The 14,817-nt window shown below is 61.8% G+C and carries 17 protein-coding genes; 10 read left to right on the forward strand and 7 right to left on the reverse strand.

Going from position 1 to position 14,817, the window contains the following annotated elements; all coding sequences use genetic code 11:
• The 6 genes from GYK42_RS05400 (at nt 1) to glpK (ending at nt 6,467) form a co-directional block, all read left to right on the forward strand.
• Nucleotides 1-1,095: an ABC transporter ATP-binding protein gene (locus tag GYK42_RS05400; RefSeq protein ID WP_166446654.1), complete on the forward strand. Its 1,095-nt coding sequence runs from the start codon at nt 1-3 to the stop codon at nt 1,093-1,095.
• Nucleotides 1,095-1,979, forward strand: coding sequence for a carbohydrate ABC transporter permease (locus GYK42_RS05405; RefSeq protein ID WP_034754965.1), 885 nt, complete (start codon nt 1,095-1,097; stop codon nt 1,977-1,979). Before GYK42_RS05400 ends, GYK42_RS05405 begins: the two co-directional genes overlap by 1 nt.
• Complete coding sequence (locus GYK42_RS05410; RefSeq protein ID WP_166446655.1) at nt 1,976-2,782, forward strand: carbohydrate ABC transporter permease; 807 nt, start codon at nt 1,976-1,978, stop codon at nt 2,780-2,782. The genes GYK42_RS05405 and GYK42_RS05410 overlap by 4 nt, the downstream gene beginning before the upstream one ends.
• Nucleotide 2,783: 1 nt before the next feature.
• A complete protein-coding gene (locus GYK42_RS05415; RefSeq protein WP_240943473.1) occupies nt 2,784-3,086 on the forward strand; it encodes a DUF2160 domain-containing protein in 303 nt (100 codons plus the stop codon).
• 71 nt (nt 3,087-3,157) lie between these two features.
• Complete coding sequence (locus GYK42_RS05420; RefSeq protein WP_034779106.1) at nt 3,158-4,885, forward strand: ABC transporter substrate-binding protein; 1,728 nt, start codon at nt 3,158-3,160, stop codon at nt 4,883-4,885.
• An 88-nt stretch (nt 4,886-4,973) separates the two neighbouring features.
• Nucleotides 4,974-6,467, forward strand: coding sequence for a glycerol kinase GlpK (gene glpK, locus GYK42_RS05425; RefSeq protein WP_166446656.1), 1,494 nt, complete (start codon nt 4,974-4,976; stop codon nt 6,465-6,467).
• Nucleotides 6,468-6,471: 4 nt separating this feature from the next.
• Here glpK and GYK42_RS05430 read toward each other — a convergent pair whose 3' ends face one another.
• Nucleotides 6,472-6,834 (reverse strand): hypothetical protein, encoded by a 363-nt coding sequence (locus tag GYK42_RS05430; RefSeq protein ID WP_166446657.1) that lies wholly within the window; start codon nt 6,832-6,834, stop codon nt 6,472-6,474.
• Nucleotides 6,831-7,397 carry a YdcF family protein gene (locus GYK42_RS05435; protein ID WP_166446658.1) on the reverse strand — a complete coding sequence of 189 codons (567 nt, stop codon included), beginning with the start codon at nt 7,395-7,397 and terminating at the stop codon, nt 6,831-6,833. Before GYK42_RS05435 ends, GYK42_RS05430 begins: the two co-directional genes overlap by 4 nt.
• Nucleotides 7,398-7,549: 152 nt before the next feature.
• Here GYK42_RS05435 and GYK42_RS05440 point away from each other — a divergent pair, with 152 nt between their 5' ends.
• Nucleotides 7,550-8,059, forward strand: coding sequence for a hypothetical protein (locus GYK42_RS05440; protein WP_166446659.1), 510 nt, complete (start codon nt 7,550-7,552; stop codon nt 8,057-8,059).
• An 8-nt stretch (nt 8,060-8,067) separates the two neighbouring features.
• Here GYK42_RS05440 and GYK42_RS05445 read toward each other — a convergent pair whose 3' ends face one another.
• Nucleotides 8,068-8,703, reverse strand: a complete 636-nt coding sequence (locus GYK42_RS05445) for a cysteine hydrolase family protein (RefSeq protein ID WP_166446660.1) — start codon at nt 8,701-8,703, stop codon at nt 8,068-8,070.
• A gap of 135 nt (nt 8,704-8,838) precedes the next feature.
• Between GYK42_RS05445 and GYK42_RS05450 the strand changes: the two genes are divergently transcribed.
• Nucleotides 8,839-9,804: a GlxA family transcriptional regulator gene (locus tag GYK42_RS05450; protein WP_431190154.1), complete on the forward strand. Its 966-nt coding sequence runs from the start codon at nt 8,839-8,841 to the stop codon at nt 9,802-9,804.
• 112 nt (nt 9,805-9,916) lie between these two features.
• Nucleotides 9,917-10,825 carry a hypothetical protein gene (locus tag GYK42_RS05455; RefSeq protein WP_166446662.1) on the forward strand — a complete coding sequence of 303 codons (909 nt, stop codon included), beginning with the start codon at nt 9,917-9,919 and terminating at the stop codon, nt 10,823-10,825.
• Here the strand turns inward: GYK42_RS05455 and GYK42_RS05460 are convergent.
• The 4 genes from GYK42_RS05460 to GYK42_RS05475 all read right to left on the reverse strand — a co-directional run bounded on the left by GYK42_RS05460 (nt 10,808) and on the right by GYK42_RS05475 (nt 13,409).
• Nucleotides 10,808-11,665 (reverse strand): tetratricopeptide repeat protein, encoded by an 858-nt coding sequence (locus GYK42_RS05460; protein ID WP_166446663.1) that lies wholly within the window; start codon nt 11,663-11,665, stop codon nt 10,808-10,810. The genes GYK42_RS05455 and GYK42_RS05460 overlap by 18 nt on opposite strands.
• An 89-nt stretch (nt 11,666-11,754) precedes the next feature.
• Nucleotides 11,755-12,321: a carboxymuconolactone decarboxylase family protein gene (locus GYK42_RS05465; RefSeq protein ID WP_166446664.1), complete on the reverse strand. Its 567-nt coding sequence runs from the start codon at nt 12,319-12,321 to the stop codon at nt 11,755-11,757.
• Nucleotides 12,322-12,412: 91 nt separating this feature from the next.
• Nucleotides 12,413-12,760: a hypothetical protein gene (locus tag GYK42_RS05470; RefSeq protein WP_166446665.1), complete on the reverse strand. Its 348-nt coding sequence runs from the start codon at nt 12,758-12,760 to the stop codon at nt 12,413-12,415.
• Between the two features lie 148 nt (nt 12,761-12,908).
• On the reverse strand, nt 12,909-13,409 hold the full coding sequence (locus GYK42_RS05475) for an Lrp/AsnC ligand binding domain-containing protein (protein WP_034754979.1): 501 nt from the start codon (nt 13,407-13,409) through the stop codon (nt 12,909-12,911).
• A gap of 106 nt (nt 13,410-13,515) precedes the next feature.
• Between GYK42_RS05475 and GYK42_RS05480 the strand changes: the two genes are divergently transcribed.
• Nucleotides 13,516-14,805, forward strand: coding sequence for a D-amino acid dehydrogenase (locus GYK42_RS05480; protein ID WP_070302005.1), 1,290 nt, complete (start codon nt 13,516-13,518; stop codon nt 14,803-14,805).
• Nucleotides 14,806-14,817 lie beyond the last annotated feature (12 nt).

Below are 14,817 nucleotides of genomic sequence, written 5' to 3' on the forward strand. Positions count from 1 at the left end.
ATGGCGCGCATCGAACTGGTCGACCTGGCTCACGCCTACAAACCGAACCCGACGGCCCCCGCCGACTATGCGCTGCGGCCCATGAGCATGGCGTGGCATGACGGCGGTGCCTACGCCTTGCTGGGGCCATCCGGCTGCGGCAAGACGACCTTGCTCAACATTATCTCCGGCCTGGTAAAGCCGTCGCATGGCAAGGTGCTGTTCGACGGCAAGGACGTGACGCAACTGCCGACCGAGGCGAGGAATATCGCGCAAGTGTTCCAGTTTCCCGTCATCTACGACACCATGACCGTGCACGACAACCTGGCGTTTCCGCTGCGTAATCGCGGCTGGAAAGAGATCGAGGTGAAAAAGCGCGTGCAGCAAGTGGCGCAGATGCTGGAATTGACGGGCGACTTGAAGCTGCGCGCCAGCGGCTTGTCCGTGGACGCCAAGCAAAAGATTTCGCTGGGCCGCGGCCTCGTGCGCCCCGACGTGGCGGCCGTGCTGTTCGACGAACCGCTGACGGTGATCGATCCGCATCTGAAATGGCTGTTGCGCAGAAAATTGAAGGAAATCCACCACGAACTGAAATTGTCATTGATCTACGTCACGCACGATCAGGTGGAAGCGCTGACCTTTGCCGACCAGGTGGTCGTCATGACGCAGGGCGAAGTGGTGCAGACGGGCAGCGCGCAGGCGCTGTTCGAGGAACCCGAGCACACATTTGTCGGCTATTTCATCGGCAACCCGGGCATGAACTTGCTCGATTGCACTCTGGACGATGGCGGCGTGCGCGTGGCGGGACAGCTACTGGCCGTGTCCGCTGCCGCCCGCGCGGCGCTCTCTGGCGCGCAAGGGAAGATCACGGTCGGCGTGCGGCCGGAATTCGTCGAATGCGTGAAAGCAGGCGAGGGCGGTGACGACCATTGCCTGGACGCCACGGTCACGGCCGTGCGCAATATGGGCACGCATTATCTGGCGGAATTCCAGCTGGGCGGCGCGACGGTGGCGGCCAAGTTGCGCACCATCGACGCCGTCGCCGGGAATGCTGTGCGGCTGCGCTTTCCGCCGCAACGCACTCTTTTCTATGTCAACGATAAGCGGGTGGCCTGATGATACATAACGGTAAAACCGATAACAACCGCCGCGCCTGGCTGCTGATACTGCCTGTGCTGCTGTGCGTGGCCTTTTCCGCCATCCTGCCCCTGATGACGGTGGTGAACTATTCCGTGCAGGATATTCTGAGTCCCACGCAAAAGGTGTTCGTGGGCACGGAGTGGTTCCGCATGGTCATGCTGGACGGCGACTTGCACAGCGCCTTGCTGCGCCAGCTGCTGTTTTCCGGCTCCGTGCTGGCCATCCAGATTCCGCTGGGAATTTTGATCGCCCTGTGCATGCCGGCCGATGGCTGGAAGGCGTCCCTCGCCTTGGTGCTGATCGCGCTGCCCCTCTTGATACCGTGGAACGTGGTCGGCACCATCTGGCAAATTTTTGGCCGCGGCGACATCGGGCTGATGGGCTATACCCTGAATCAATTGGGATTTGACTACAACTACAACGGCAATTCGCTCGACGCGTGGCTGACGGTGATGGTGATGGATATCTGGCACTGGACGCCTCTCGTAGTGCTGCTGTGCTATGCGGGCTTGCGCGCCATTCCCGACGCGTACTACCAGGCGGCGCGCATCGACGGCGCCTCGCGCCTGGCCGTGTTCCGCTACATCCAGCTGCCGAAACTGCGCAATGTGCTGATGATCGCCGTCTTGCTGCGCTTCATGGATAGTTTCATGATCTACACGGAACCGTTCGTGCTGACGGGCGGCGGTCCGGGCAATGCCACTACCTTTTTGTCGCAATACCTGACACAGAAGGCCGTGGGCCAGTTCGATCTGGGGCCGGCGTCCGCTTTTTCCCTGATCTATTTCCTCATCATCCTGCTGTTCTGCTTTGTGCTGTACACGTGGATGCAGCGCGTTGGCACGGGAGACCAGAAATGATGCACAAGAAAATGAGCAGCACCATCCTCGTGGTCTTTTTGCTGGGCTCGCTGTTGCCCATCTACTGGATGCTCAACATGTCGCTCAAGACCAACGAGGAAATCGTGGGCGTCCTGAGCCTGTGGCCACAGCAACTGACGTTCTCCAACTACCACACGATTTTTACCGACCGGTCCTGGTACAGCGGCTACATCAATTCCATGATCTACGTGGCCTTGAACATGGTCATGTCGGTCACGGTGGCCTTGCCGGCCGCGTATGCTTTCTCGCGCTACAACTTCGTGGGCGACAAGCACTTGTTCTTCTGGCTCTTGACCAACCGCATGACGCCGCCCGCCGTCTTCCTCGTGCCCTTCTTCCAGCTGTATTCGACGGTGGGGCTGATGGACACGCACCTTGCCGTGGCGCTGGCGCACATGGTCTTCAACGTGCCGCTGGCCGTGTGGATCTTGGAGGGTTTCATGTCCGGCGTGCCGAAGGAAATCGACGAGACGGCATATATCGACGGCTACAGTTTCCCCCGCTTCTTCATCCGTATCTTCTTGCCGATGATCAAGTCGGGCGTGGGCGTGACGGCGTTCTTCTGCTTCATGTTCAGCTGGGTGGAATTGCTGCTGGCGCGTACCTTGACGTCCGTCAACGCCAAGCCGATTGCCGCCACCATGACGCGCACCGTCTCGGCGGCCGGCATGGACTGGGGCGTGCTGGCGGCGGCCGGTGTGCTGACCATCGTGCCCGGCGCGCTGGTGATCTGGTTTGTGCGGCATTACATTGCCAAGGGTTTCGCGATGGGGAGGGTGTGACATGGAAAATACCGATAGCACGGCCAGCCTGTTCGGCTGGATGGCGTGGACGCCGGAAGTGGCCATCTTCTTTATTTGCATCGGCTTGATGCTGGCCGGCATGACGGTGTGGCAAATCCGTTCGCCCAGCATCGAACGCAAGGGTTTCCTGCCCATGCCGACGACGCGCGGCGACAGGTTGTTCATCGGATTGCTCACGGCGGCCTATGTGAATCTGGCGTGGGCGGGGTTTACGGAAATGCAGCAGGCGATAGGCGCCGCCATCAGTTTTGTGTTGTTGTTGATTTTGATGCGTTGGGGATGACCGGCTTGCCGGCGTTGATGGAGGCCGGACCGTCAGCAGGCGGCCGGTAATAAAATAAAAGGAGATTCACGATGAAATTGAAGTTCACGGTCTTCGCGGCTGCGGCCATGCTCGTGTCGAATGCGGCGCTGGCCGACGCCAAGCAGGCGCAAACCTGGATCGACAAGGAATTCCAGCCATCCAGCCTGAGCAAGCAGCAACAGCTTGCTGAAATGAAGTGGTTCATCGATGCGGCGGCCAAGCTGAAAGCCAAGGGCATCAAGGAAATTTCCGTGGTCTCGGAAACCATCGACACCCACGTCTACGAATCGAAGACCCTGGCCAAGGCTTTCGAGGAAATCACGGGCATCAAGGTGCGCCACGACATCATCCAGGAAGGCGACGTGGTGGAAAAGCTGCAAACGTCGATGCAGTCCGGCAAGAGCATCTATGACGGCTGGATTTCCGATTCGGACCTGATCGGCACCCACTACCGCTATGGCGCCGTCGAGCCGCTGTCCGACTACATGGCGGCCAAGGGCAAGGAATTCACCAATCCTGGCCTGGACCTGAAAGATTTCATCGGCATCAGCTTCACCACGGCGCCGGATGGCAAGGTGTATCAATTGCCCGACCAGCAATTCGCCAACCTGTACTGGTTCCGCGCCGACTGGTTTGCGCGCAAGGATTTGCAAGCCAAGTTCAAGGCCAAGTATGGCTACGAACTGGGCGTACCGCAGAACTGGTCCGCGTATGAAGACATCGCCGATTTCTTCACGAATGACGTGAAGGAACTGGACGGCAAGAAAGTCTATGGCCACATGGATTATGGCAAGAAAGACCCGTCCCTGGGCTGGCGTTTCACCGATGCGTGGCTGTCGATGGCTGGCGCGGCCGACAAGGGCATTCCGAACGGCATGCCGGTCGACGAATGGGGCATCAAGGTGGCGGCCGACAAGTGCACGCCCGTGGGTGCCTCGATGTCGCGCGGCGGCGCCACCAATTCGCCAGCGGCCGTCTTTGCGTTGACGAAATACATCGACTGGATGAAGAAATACGCGCCGCCGCAGGCGAACGGCATGAATTTCTCGGAATCGGGTCCCGTGCCGGCGCAGGGCGAAATTGCCCAGCAAATCTTCTGGTACACGGCGTTTACGGCCGGCATGACGAAACCGGGCTTGCCGGTGGTGAACAAGGACGGCACGCCAAAATGGCGCATGGCGCCGTCGCCGCACGGCCCGTACTGGAAAGAGGGCATGCAGAACGGCTACCAGGACGTGGGTTCCTGGTTCCTGTTCAAGTCCACGCCGGATGACCGCAAGGCGGCCGCCTGGCTGTACGCGCAGTTCGTCACGTCGAAAACCGTGTCACTGAAGAAATCGATCGTCGGCCTGACCTTCATCCGCGATTCCGACATCCGCCACGATTACTTCACGAAACACGCGAACGAATACGGCGGCTTGATCGAGTTCTACCGCAGCCCGGCCCGCGTGGCGTGGACGCCGACAGGCAACAATGTGCCCGACTATCCGAAGCTGGCGCAGCTGTGGTGGAAGAACGTGGCCACGGCGATTACGGCGGAAAAAACGCCGCAGGCCGCCATGGATAACCTGGCCGAGGAAATGGACCAGGTCATGGCACGTCTGCAGCGGGCCGGTATGAAGGCGTGCGCGCCCAAGCTCAATCCCAAGGTTGATCCGAACCAGTATCTGTCGGACCAGCACGCTCCATGGAAAAAGCTGGCAAATGAAAAACCGAAGGGTGAAACGATTGCCTACGACAAGCTGCTGCAAGCCTGGAAAGAAGGCAAGGTAAGGTAGTCGTGTAAACTTCCGCCGCCCCTGTCCTGAGGGCACGGAGCCGCATGGCTCCGTGCCTGTTTTAATCCGATTTTCGTACCAGCAGACAATGACCAAATACATACTTGCTTTAGATCAGGGCACCACCAGTTCGCGCGCCATCCTGTTCGACCATGCGGGCCGGCCGCACGCCAGCGCGCAGCGCGAATTCCGCCAGATTTTCCCGCAGCCGGGCTGGGTCGAGCATGACGCCGCTGAAATCTGGGCCTCGCAAGAGGGCGTGCTGCACCAGGTGCTGCGCGACAGCGGCGTGGCGGCAAGCGACGTGGCCGCCATCGGCGTGACCAACCAGCGTGAAACAACGGTGCTGTGGGACCGCGCCACGGGCGAGCCTGTCGCCAACGCCATCGTCTGGCAAGACCGCAGAAATGCGGCTTACTGCGAGCAGCTGGTCGAGCAGGGCAAGGCGGAGCTGATCCAGCAAAAGACGGGCCTGGTGCTGGATGCCTATTTTTCCGCCACCAAGCTCAAATGGCTGCTCGATAACGTTCCCGGCGCCCGCGCGCGCGCCGAACGGGGCGAGCTGGCCTTCGGCACGGTCGACAGCTGGCTGATCTACAAGATGAGCGGCGCGCACATCACGGACACGAGCAATGCGGCGCGCACCATGCTGTTCAATATCCACACCCTGCAATGGGACACGGACTTGCTGGCGCTGCTCGGCATTCCCGCCTCGCTGCTGCCCGACGTCGTGCCCTCGAGCGGCGTGGCCGCGCACACGCATGCGGCACTGCTGGGCGTGTCCGTGCCGATCGCCGGCATCGCGGGCGACCAGCAGGCGGCTACCTTTGGCCAGGCGTGCCTGAAGCCAGGCATGGCCAAGAATACCTACGGCACGGGTTGCTTCATGCTGATGAATGTGGGCAAGCGCCCCTTGCCATCGAAAAACCGGCTGTTAACGACGGTGGGCTGGAGCCTGGGCGCGGGTAGCGACAAGACAGATTATTTGCTGGAAGGCAGCGCCTTTATCGCGGGCGCGGCCGTGCAATGGATGCGCGACGGGCTGGGCATCATCCGCGACTCGTCCGAAGTGGAAGCGCTGGCCACCAGCGTGCCCGATTCGGGCGGCCTGGTCTTCGTGCCCGCGTTCGCGGGCCTGGGCGCACCGTACTGGGACCCGTATGCGCGCGGCACCCTGATCGGCATCACGCGCGGCACGGGCAAGGCGCACATCGCGCGCGCGGCGCTGGAAGGCGTGGCGTACCAGAACGTGGATGTACTGTCCGCCATGCAGGACGACGCGGGCATCGCGCTTTCCGAATTGCGCGTGGACGGCGGCGCGGCCCGCAACGACATGCTGATGCAGTTCCAGGCCGACATATTGAATGTGCCCGTGGTGCGTCCCGTGGTGACGGAAACGACGGCCCTGGGCGCCGCCTACCTGGCGGGCCTGGCCGTGGGCTTCTGGGCTTCAGAGGAAGAGATCGCGTCGCAATGGCAGGTGGGCCGCCGTTTTGAACCGAAAATGGCGGCCGACGAGCGCCTGACGCGGCTGCACAAGTGGCAGCGCGCCGTGGAACGCTCGCGCGACTGGAGCGAGTGACAGCTTACTGGCGTGCCACGGCTTTTAACAGGCGCGGCAGCAGTAGGGCCGCGCCGGTGGCGCACAGGGCGCTGGCGGCGTAGGCCAGGATCGGCGTGATCGACGGCGTGGCAAATGCCAGCGCGAAACTTCCGTACAGCAGCACGCCGCACAGCGCACCGGCGCAGGCCGATGGCAGGCGGGCGATTGTTGCATTTCGGCGCTGCGCCACTGCGCCAAAGGCGGCGATGCATATCCCCAGCACCAGCGCGCCAAATAGATACAAGGTGGCAGCGGCGCCGATCGGCTCCGCATCGGTGGCGGCCATCGACGGTACGGCGCAGGCCGCTACCAGGGCAAAACCGGCGGCAAAGAACAGTGGTCTCATCTTCCTGCTTTCACATAGTAGACGGCATAGCCGACGGTTTCGCGCGGCACGGAATACAGGTCGCGCAGTTCGAAGTAGGGCGCGTGCACGTTGCCGCTGACGGCGATGCCGGCCCGTTCCAAGGCCAGCCGGAAGCGGGGGACGTGAAAATACTGCGTGGCCACCATGGCCGTGCGCCAGCCGTGCGCGCGCATCAGAACGGCCGCATTGCGCGCCGTGGCTTCCGTGGTCCAGCCTTGATTGTCCTCGGTGATGGCGTTGGCCGGCACGCCGCGCGACCGCAAGTAGCGCGCCATGGAAGCGGCTTCGTCGAACCCCTCCTTGCCCGTCGCCCCGCTGACGAGGATGCGCGGCGCCCTGTGTTCCTGGAATTGTTTCACAGCCGCGTCGAGCCGCGCCTGCAGGCGGGGGCTGGGCGTGCCGTCCGGCAAGATGGTGTTGCCCGGCACGACGATGACGTCGGCGGGGGCTTCTTTGTCGTTGAGTCCCGCCAGCACCAAGGTGGCGGTGGCCAGCAGGAAAATCATTAGCGCCAGCAGGGCGCCTATTATCAATTTACGCATCGTGATGCATCCGGCAGGTTTTTCGTGAGCGCGACTGTAGCAGATCGCGTGCCGGTTTGACTGTTCCCAAGCCGTCGCAAACGGCCTGCCTTCCGTGCTAAGCTTGGCGATCAGGCAAACTTGGCCTGCCCACCCAGCATTGGAGAACCCGCATGACAGCCATTTCCAGCCTGTTGATTGCCATGGCCTTTGCCGCACAGTCGGGTCAATATGACGCTGCGGGCCAGTATGAGCGCCAGGAGCGGGCGCAGCGTGGCGAGGATATCCAGCTTGTGTGTTACGGCGAGGCGGAGAAGACCACGCTGGAAAACCATTCCGGCATGGAGTGGGATTACGACAAGCACAAGTATGTGCAGAAATCCACCCTGGAGACAGGCCAGAGTCATTTCGATACGGCCGTCAATGTCAGCGTGCAGGGCAGCGCGGCGCAGATCCGCTTGCCGAAACAGCTGGTGCCGCCTATTCACGGCGACAGCAACAACGGCTGGTGGGATCTGATGGACCTGGTCGTCGGCCACGACGAGATACGTGGCCGTTTCCAGCTTAATAGCCTGAACCGTCCCACCGTGGTGATCAACCGCCGCAGCGGCGTGATCACGGTCGACGGCATGATCAAGTTCAGCGGGCGCTGCGACGCCGATGACGGGCACCGGCGATTTTAATCACGCTATCAGACAGCGGACGCAGCCTTGCGCGCGCGCTGGTTCGACAGATAAATATTGTCTATTTCCAGCGGCTTGCCTTCGCGCACGGCAGCTAGCCAGTCCTGCGTGCTGGCCACAGCGGCGAAATTCGAATGGAACACGGCGCTGAAGACGCGGTGGATTTCCTCGGCGCTGGCCGTGCCACCCGCATTCGCGTACGACAGGGTGCCCGTGGCGTCCTGCAGGAATTCCACCTGCAAGCCATCGTGCGCGGCCTGGTAGATGGTAGCGGCGTCGCAGTTGTGCGTCATGTAGCCGATCACCGTCAATGTATCGATGCCGCGGCCCTCCAGCCAGGCGCGCAGGTCTGTGCCTGCAAAGGCGCTGCCCATGACCTTGTTGATGCGGTGGTCGGCAGCAAAGCTTGCCACTTGCGGGTGCAGCTGCCAGCCATCGCTGCCTTTGGCAAAAATGGGCGAGGCTTCCGGCGCAACGTGCTGGACGACGATCACTGGCACGCCGGCCGCGCGCGCGGCGGCCATGGCTTGCACGATGTTGGGCAGCGAGATGTCGACGGACGGATATTCGATGGGCATGTCGCCCGTGAAGTATTCATTTTGAACGTCGATGACGAGCAGGGCGCGGCGTGGGGTGGTGGACATGGATTCTCCTGTATGGTGAAGAGGAAGGCTTCCTCTATGCAGCTATTTTCCGCCTGCGTGCCGCAAATAAAAAGTGGCCCGAAGGCCTGTATGCGATAAAATCGGGCCATGCCTACCTTTCCTGCTTCCGCCCCCTTGACCATCGCCGTGATCGCCTTTGACGGCATGACGCCATTCCACTTGTCCGTGCCTTGTCTCGTGTTTGGCGCCCAGACCGACGAGGCCGATCTGCCGCCTTTCCACGTGCGCGTCTGCGCCGCCGACCCCGTGCCCTTGCGCACGGCGGCCGGCTTCGGCATCACGCCCGAGTTCGGCCTGGAAGGACTGGAAGGCGCCGACATCGTCATCATGCCGGCCTGGCACGACGATTGCCGCGACGCGGCGCTATCCCTGGTCGACGCGCTGCGGGCGGCCAGCGCGCGCGGCGCGCGCATGGTGGGCCTGTGCCTGGGCGCGTTTCCCCTGGCGCAGGCGGGCTTGTTGGACGGCAAGAGCGCAGCCACGCACTGGGGCATGGCCGAGCGTCTCGCGGCCCGCTATCCCAAGGTCAAGGTGGACCGCGAAGTGCTGTACGTGGACGATGGCGCCGTGCTGACGTCGGCCGGCGTGGCCGCCGGTCTCGACTGCTGCCTGTATCTGCTGCGCCAGCTGGCGGGCGCCGAGGTGGCCAACCGCGTGGCGCGCCGGCTGCTCGTGGCGCCGCACCGCCAGGGCGGGCAGGCGCAATTCATCGAGCGCCCGCTGCCCGTGTCCGGCAGCGAAGGGCGCTTTGCCGAGGTGCTGGCCTGCGTGACGGCCAGGCTGGGCCAGGCGCACAGCATCGACGCGCTGGCCGAACGGGCCGCCATGAGCCGGCGCAATTTCACGCGCCATTTCCGCCAAGCGACGGGCACCTCGTTCAAGCAGTGGCTGCTGAACCAGCGCCTCGCGCATGCGCAAGGCTTGCTGGAAAAGAGCGCCGCCTCGATCGATGTCGTCGCGCAGGAGGCCGGCTTCGGCACGGCCCTGTCGCTGCGCCAGCATTTCCGGGCGCACTTGCAGACGTCGCCGTCGGCGTATCGCAAGCTGTTCCGGCAGCGCTCGGCCGATGGTGTGGCCTGAGTCCGGACACGGCCCTTCTTGTTGTTAATTAATAAAGTGCATTTCTAGTTGTGCTGGGGTAATATTCACGCGGATTTTATATATTGACATTACCCAGCCGAAAGAGACGCGCTTGAAAAACCTATTTCCATTTCCCATCACTGTATTGGCCTTCTTCCTGTTCTCAAACACGGCGCTTGCCCAGACAGGCAAGGACTGCACCGCCATCGTCCAGTCCGCACAAGACGCGGCAGACAGGGCGGACTGGGTGATCGATGGCGATGTCGTCGATGTCGTGCGCATGCATTCCGACCCTGAGCGTCTTCATGTCAGCATTGACAATGCCAAGGTTGAATACGAGCTTGAGCGTTCACCCCGTTTCTTCAGTGCCATGTTGATCGCCGATACGTGTCTTTCAGAAAGCGCAATACCCGTGCGGGGTAAGGCCGCCGCCAGTCAGCTCGTCGGCAAGCGCATGCGCTTTTATGGCACAAAATTGACAGCAGGCGGGGGACGCCGCTTTTTCTTCGTGCAAGCCGTCGCCCCGGCCATGCCTGCCATTGCCGTGGTGCGCAAGGAATATACTGATAAAAAACAGCTGCCTATCGCTGCGCCGTTCGATGCGCAGGGCTGGACCCGGGCACGCTCGGTAGATGGCGGTTTTTCAGTGGACATGCCCGGCCCTTTTTCCGATATGACGAAGGGCGGTGCCGGGCAAGCGGCGTTCATGCTGCGTGGAACCGATCATCATGGCTCCACGTTCATGGCTGTGTTTGAACGGTCCGGTCCTGGTTCGAGTATGGGCGCAACGTTTGACGAGGCATATTTCAAGCCGAATGCCAATGTCACCAAGTTCAAGGGCGCCGATGCCGTCATCACGCAGGGGACTTTACCTGAAAGCAATGGCGCAAAAATCACGCATGGACTGTGGTTCCGGGTGCCTGGTGGAACGTATATGTTGAGCATCATTGCCGACAAGGAGCATGACGCGCAGTCGCTCGCATCCCGACAGCGATTCTTCCAGTCATTGACCTTTGAATAGCATCGTCGCCGGGTCCCGGTTGCCGTTGGGCAGCTTCGCGCTGACGGCGATTTGCCGCGCGATGAAGGCGGCCGGCGCGAAGGCGTAGCGTTCCTGGAACGAGACGGTTTCCGCGCTCATCAGTTCGGCATACGTCTGCATCAGGGTTGAGGCGGAAAGATGCTTGCCTTGTTCCAGATAGGTGTCGATGGCGGCCAGCAGCACGGGGTAATCGGCATTTTCCTTGCTGCCGCCAAAGTTGAACGACAATTGCCCGCAGGCGCGCCAGATGGGGTCTGGCTCCCCCTCCGGCACAGGCTGCGTGCGCAGCCATTGCAAGGCCTTGAACGGGGGGCCGCCAAATGACGGTGGCGCAATGATGGCCTGGATGGCCACCTTGACGGCATCATCGGTTCTTCCCATGCGCACATACTGTCCATGCAGCAGCACCAGCGCATCCGTATATTCGGGCACGATGTCCAGCGCCGCTTCCAGCAGCGCGATGGCCGCGTCAGGCTTGCGCTGCGCAATCAATTCCTTGGCCTCAAGGAACGCGGCGCGCGGTGAGGCGGGGTCGTCGGCCAGCGATGGCGTGGCGACGTACTCGTCTTCCGCTCTTGCGTAGGCTGACAGAAACGCCGCCAGGCTGGAAAAGTGGGGCTGGATGCGCCACTCGTCGTGCCACGTTTCGACGACGATCGGTTCCGCCGCTTCGCGGCCGATGGGCCAGTACAGGCCGAAGGTGTCGCCATTGCCCAGCGCGCCCTCGGCGAACGGGGTGAAGCCTAGCGGCGGATACGCAGTCGTGTGTTGCCAGTCTTGTTCGACCGAGATGTGGGCGAGGTTTGCAGGTAGTTGCATGGAAGTTGCAGAGGATAAAATGCCAGTGTAGAGCAAGAGCGCGTCCACTGGCGTTCCCTGTCACGGCAAGTTGGCAGGGGCAAGGCCCTTCAGTCGCGTTCCGGCACCGGCACGTTGAAGCCGTTCAAGGTGGTCGAGACCAGCGCGTACAGGCCCACCAGGTAGATTAGTTCGTTAGTCCCGTGCTGGCCAAAGGTGGCCAGCGCCAGGCGGTACAGCGGCTCCGGCAAGGTGCCGCCGCCGCTGAGCGCGTAAGCCAGGTCGTAGGCGATGCTCTCGTGCTGGTCCAGGTCGACGGGCTTGACATCGGCCACCAAGGTGGCCAGGCGCTCGGCCGACATGCCTTCACGCTCCGCGACGGCGATATGGGCGTAGATTTCATAGGCGGCGTTGTAGCGTGCGCCGACCACCAGGATGGCAATCTGGCGCACCTTGTCGGGCAAGGTGGCGTTGGCCGTCATGGCCAGGGTCAGGTTCCAGATGGCCTTGCCGATGGCCGGTTCGTGCAGCCACGGATTCCACGGTCCCATCAGGGCGCCGTCTTCGCGCACGGCGATGAAATCGTTGAAATTGCTGCTGATGCCTTTGCGCATATCGTCATACAGCGGCTTTTGTTCGGGTGTCAGGTCTTGTGGAGCGATCAGGGGAAGGCGCATGCAAACTCCTTGCTGGGGTGGTGGCCGGCGGGACGCCGGAGCCAGCAGCCAGTATAGCCAGCATGGCTGGCGGCGCCCGTTCGCTGCGCGCCTATTTGCGCGGCTCGTGTATCCGGAATTTCCTGACGATACCAGCCTGGTCGAACATGACGGCCACTTCGCGCGTGCCTTTTTCGCCCAGCAGGGGGAGCAGGCGTGTCACTTTCGGCGCTTGCAGCTGGTTCTTGTAGACCCAGACTTCATAGCCGGGATCGAAGCTGACGACGGTGGCGTTGCCCAGGGCTGCGTCGAGGTCGAGGCGGGTGGTCTTGCCCACCTTGATGTTCTGATAGATGGCGCCATTGTCCGGCGCGCGGTTGACCTTGTATTCACTGGCGGTGCACATGGCCACGGCCAGGCCCGCGAGGCAGGAAGCTGCCAGTTTTATCAATGTGTTCATACGGACTCCCAGTGTGCATCACTGCTTCCAATCTCAGAGGGGACGGGCGTGATGTCAGGAGAGGAGTGTGCTTGCGAAGCCAGCAATGTGCTACAAGATTATACAAAGGTGCATAAAACGGTGCCTTTGGTGCCGGCAGCCGGTACTTTTATCGGCTCTGCAATACGTCGGTCGACAGCGCCAGGGTTTCCTTGATTTCCTCCATCACCACATAGCTTTTCGATTGCGCGGCGCCGGGCAGCTGCAGCAGCATGTCGCCCAGCAATTTGCGGTACTCGGCCATTTCATGGATGCGCGCCTTGATCAGGTAATCGAAGTCGCCCGACACCAGGTGACATTCCTGCACCTCGGGAATTTGCAACACTTCGCGGCGGAATTGCTCGAAGGCGGACGCGGATTTTTGATTGAGCGTAATCTCTACAAAGACGAGCAGCTTGGCCCCCAGCGCGGCCGGGTTCACCTTGGCATGGTAGCCCGTGATGACGCCGTCGCGCTCCATGCGCTTGACCCGCTCGATGCAGGGCGTGATGGACAGGCCCACCTGTTCACCGAGGTCTTTCATCGAGATGCGGCCATCCTGTTGCAGGATGCGCAGGATGTGGCGATCCAGCTTGTCGAGGCCACGTGCCGATTCTTTAAGGATTCTCATGATTTATTGCTGAATATCTCGATTTATACGTGAACAAATACTGGCTCTTTCCCAATATGATAGCGGTTAATCTGGCGTCAGCCTAAAAAAATATAATGAGGAAACTATGCGTATCGTGATTCTGGGTAGCGGCGTCATCGGCGTCACCAGTGCTTACTATCTGGCCAAGGCAGGACATGAGGTGACCGTCATCGACCGCCAGCCTGGCCCGGCACTGGAAACCAGCTTCGCGAATGCGGGGCAAATCTCGCCCGGCTACGCTTCGCCATGGGCTGCGCCCGGTATTCCCTTGAAAGCCGTGAAATGGATGATGCAGCGCCACGCGCCCCTGGCCATCTCGCTCGACGGCAGCGCCGCCCAGCTCAAATGGATGTGGCAGATGTTGCGTAATTGCACACCGGAAGCGTATGCCGTGAACAAGGAACGCATGGTGCGCCTGGCCGAATACAGCCGCGACTGCTTCAAGGTCTTGCGCGCCGAGGCGGGCATCACCTACGAAGGCCGCCAGCAAGGCACGATGCAATTGTTCCGCACTGAAAAGCAATACAACGACGCCGCAAAAGATATCGAAGTGTTGAAAGACGCCGGCGTGCCGTACGAAGTACTGCAGCGCAACGAACTGTCGCGTGCCGAGCCGGCCCTGGAAGCCGTCAAGGATAAGCTGTTCGGCGGCTTGCGCCTGCCCAACGATGAAACGGGTGATTGCCAGCTGTTTACCACGCGCCTGTCCGAGATGGCCGTGGCGCTGGGCGTGAAGTTCCGTTACGGCGTATCGATCGACGCGCTGCTGACGCAGGGCGATGAAATCGCCGGCGTGCAATGCGGCGCGGAAATCGTCAAGGCCGATTCCTATGTGGTGGCCCTCGGTTCCTACTCGACGGGCTTCATGAAGCCGCTGCTGGACATTCCCGTGTATCCGTTGAAGGGCTATTCGATCACCGTGCCTATCGTCAACGCGTCCAAGGCGCCCGTGTCGACCATCCTCGATGAAACTTATAAAATTGCCGTCACCCGTTTCGACGACCGCATCCGCGTGGGCGGCATGGCGGAAATCGCCGGCTACAACCTGAACCTGAACCCGCGCCGCCGCGAGACCCTGGAAATGGTCGTCAACGACCTGTTCCCCGGCGGCGGCAACACGGCCGAAGCGACATTCTGGACGGGCTTGCGTCCGATGACGCCGGACGGCACGCCTATCGTTGGCCGCACGCCGCTGCGCAACCTGTTCCTGAACACGGGCCACGGCACCCTGGGCTGGACCATGTCCTGCGGCTCTGCACAGTTGCTGGCCGACCTGATGTCGTCGAAGAAACCGGCCATCCTGGCCGACGACCTGTCCGTCAGCCGCTACAGCGGCGCGCAGGGCCATGGCAAACTGCAACACGCGGCGGCCTGAGATGGCGGCCAG

Origin of the sequence: Janthinobacterium lividum (assembly GCF_011601275.1) — a bacterium.
GTDB classification, from domain to species: Bacteria; Pseudomonadota; Gammaproteobacteria; order Burkholderiales; family Burkholderiaceae_D; genus Janthinobacterium; species Janthinobacterium lividum_E.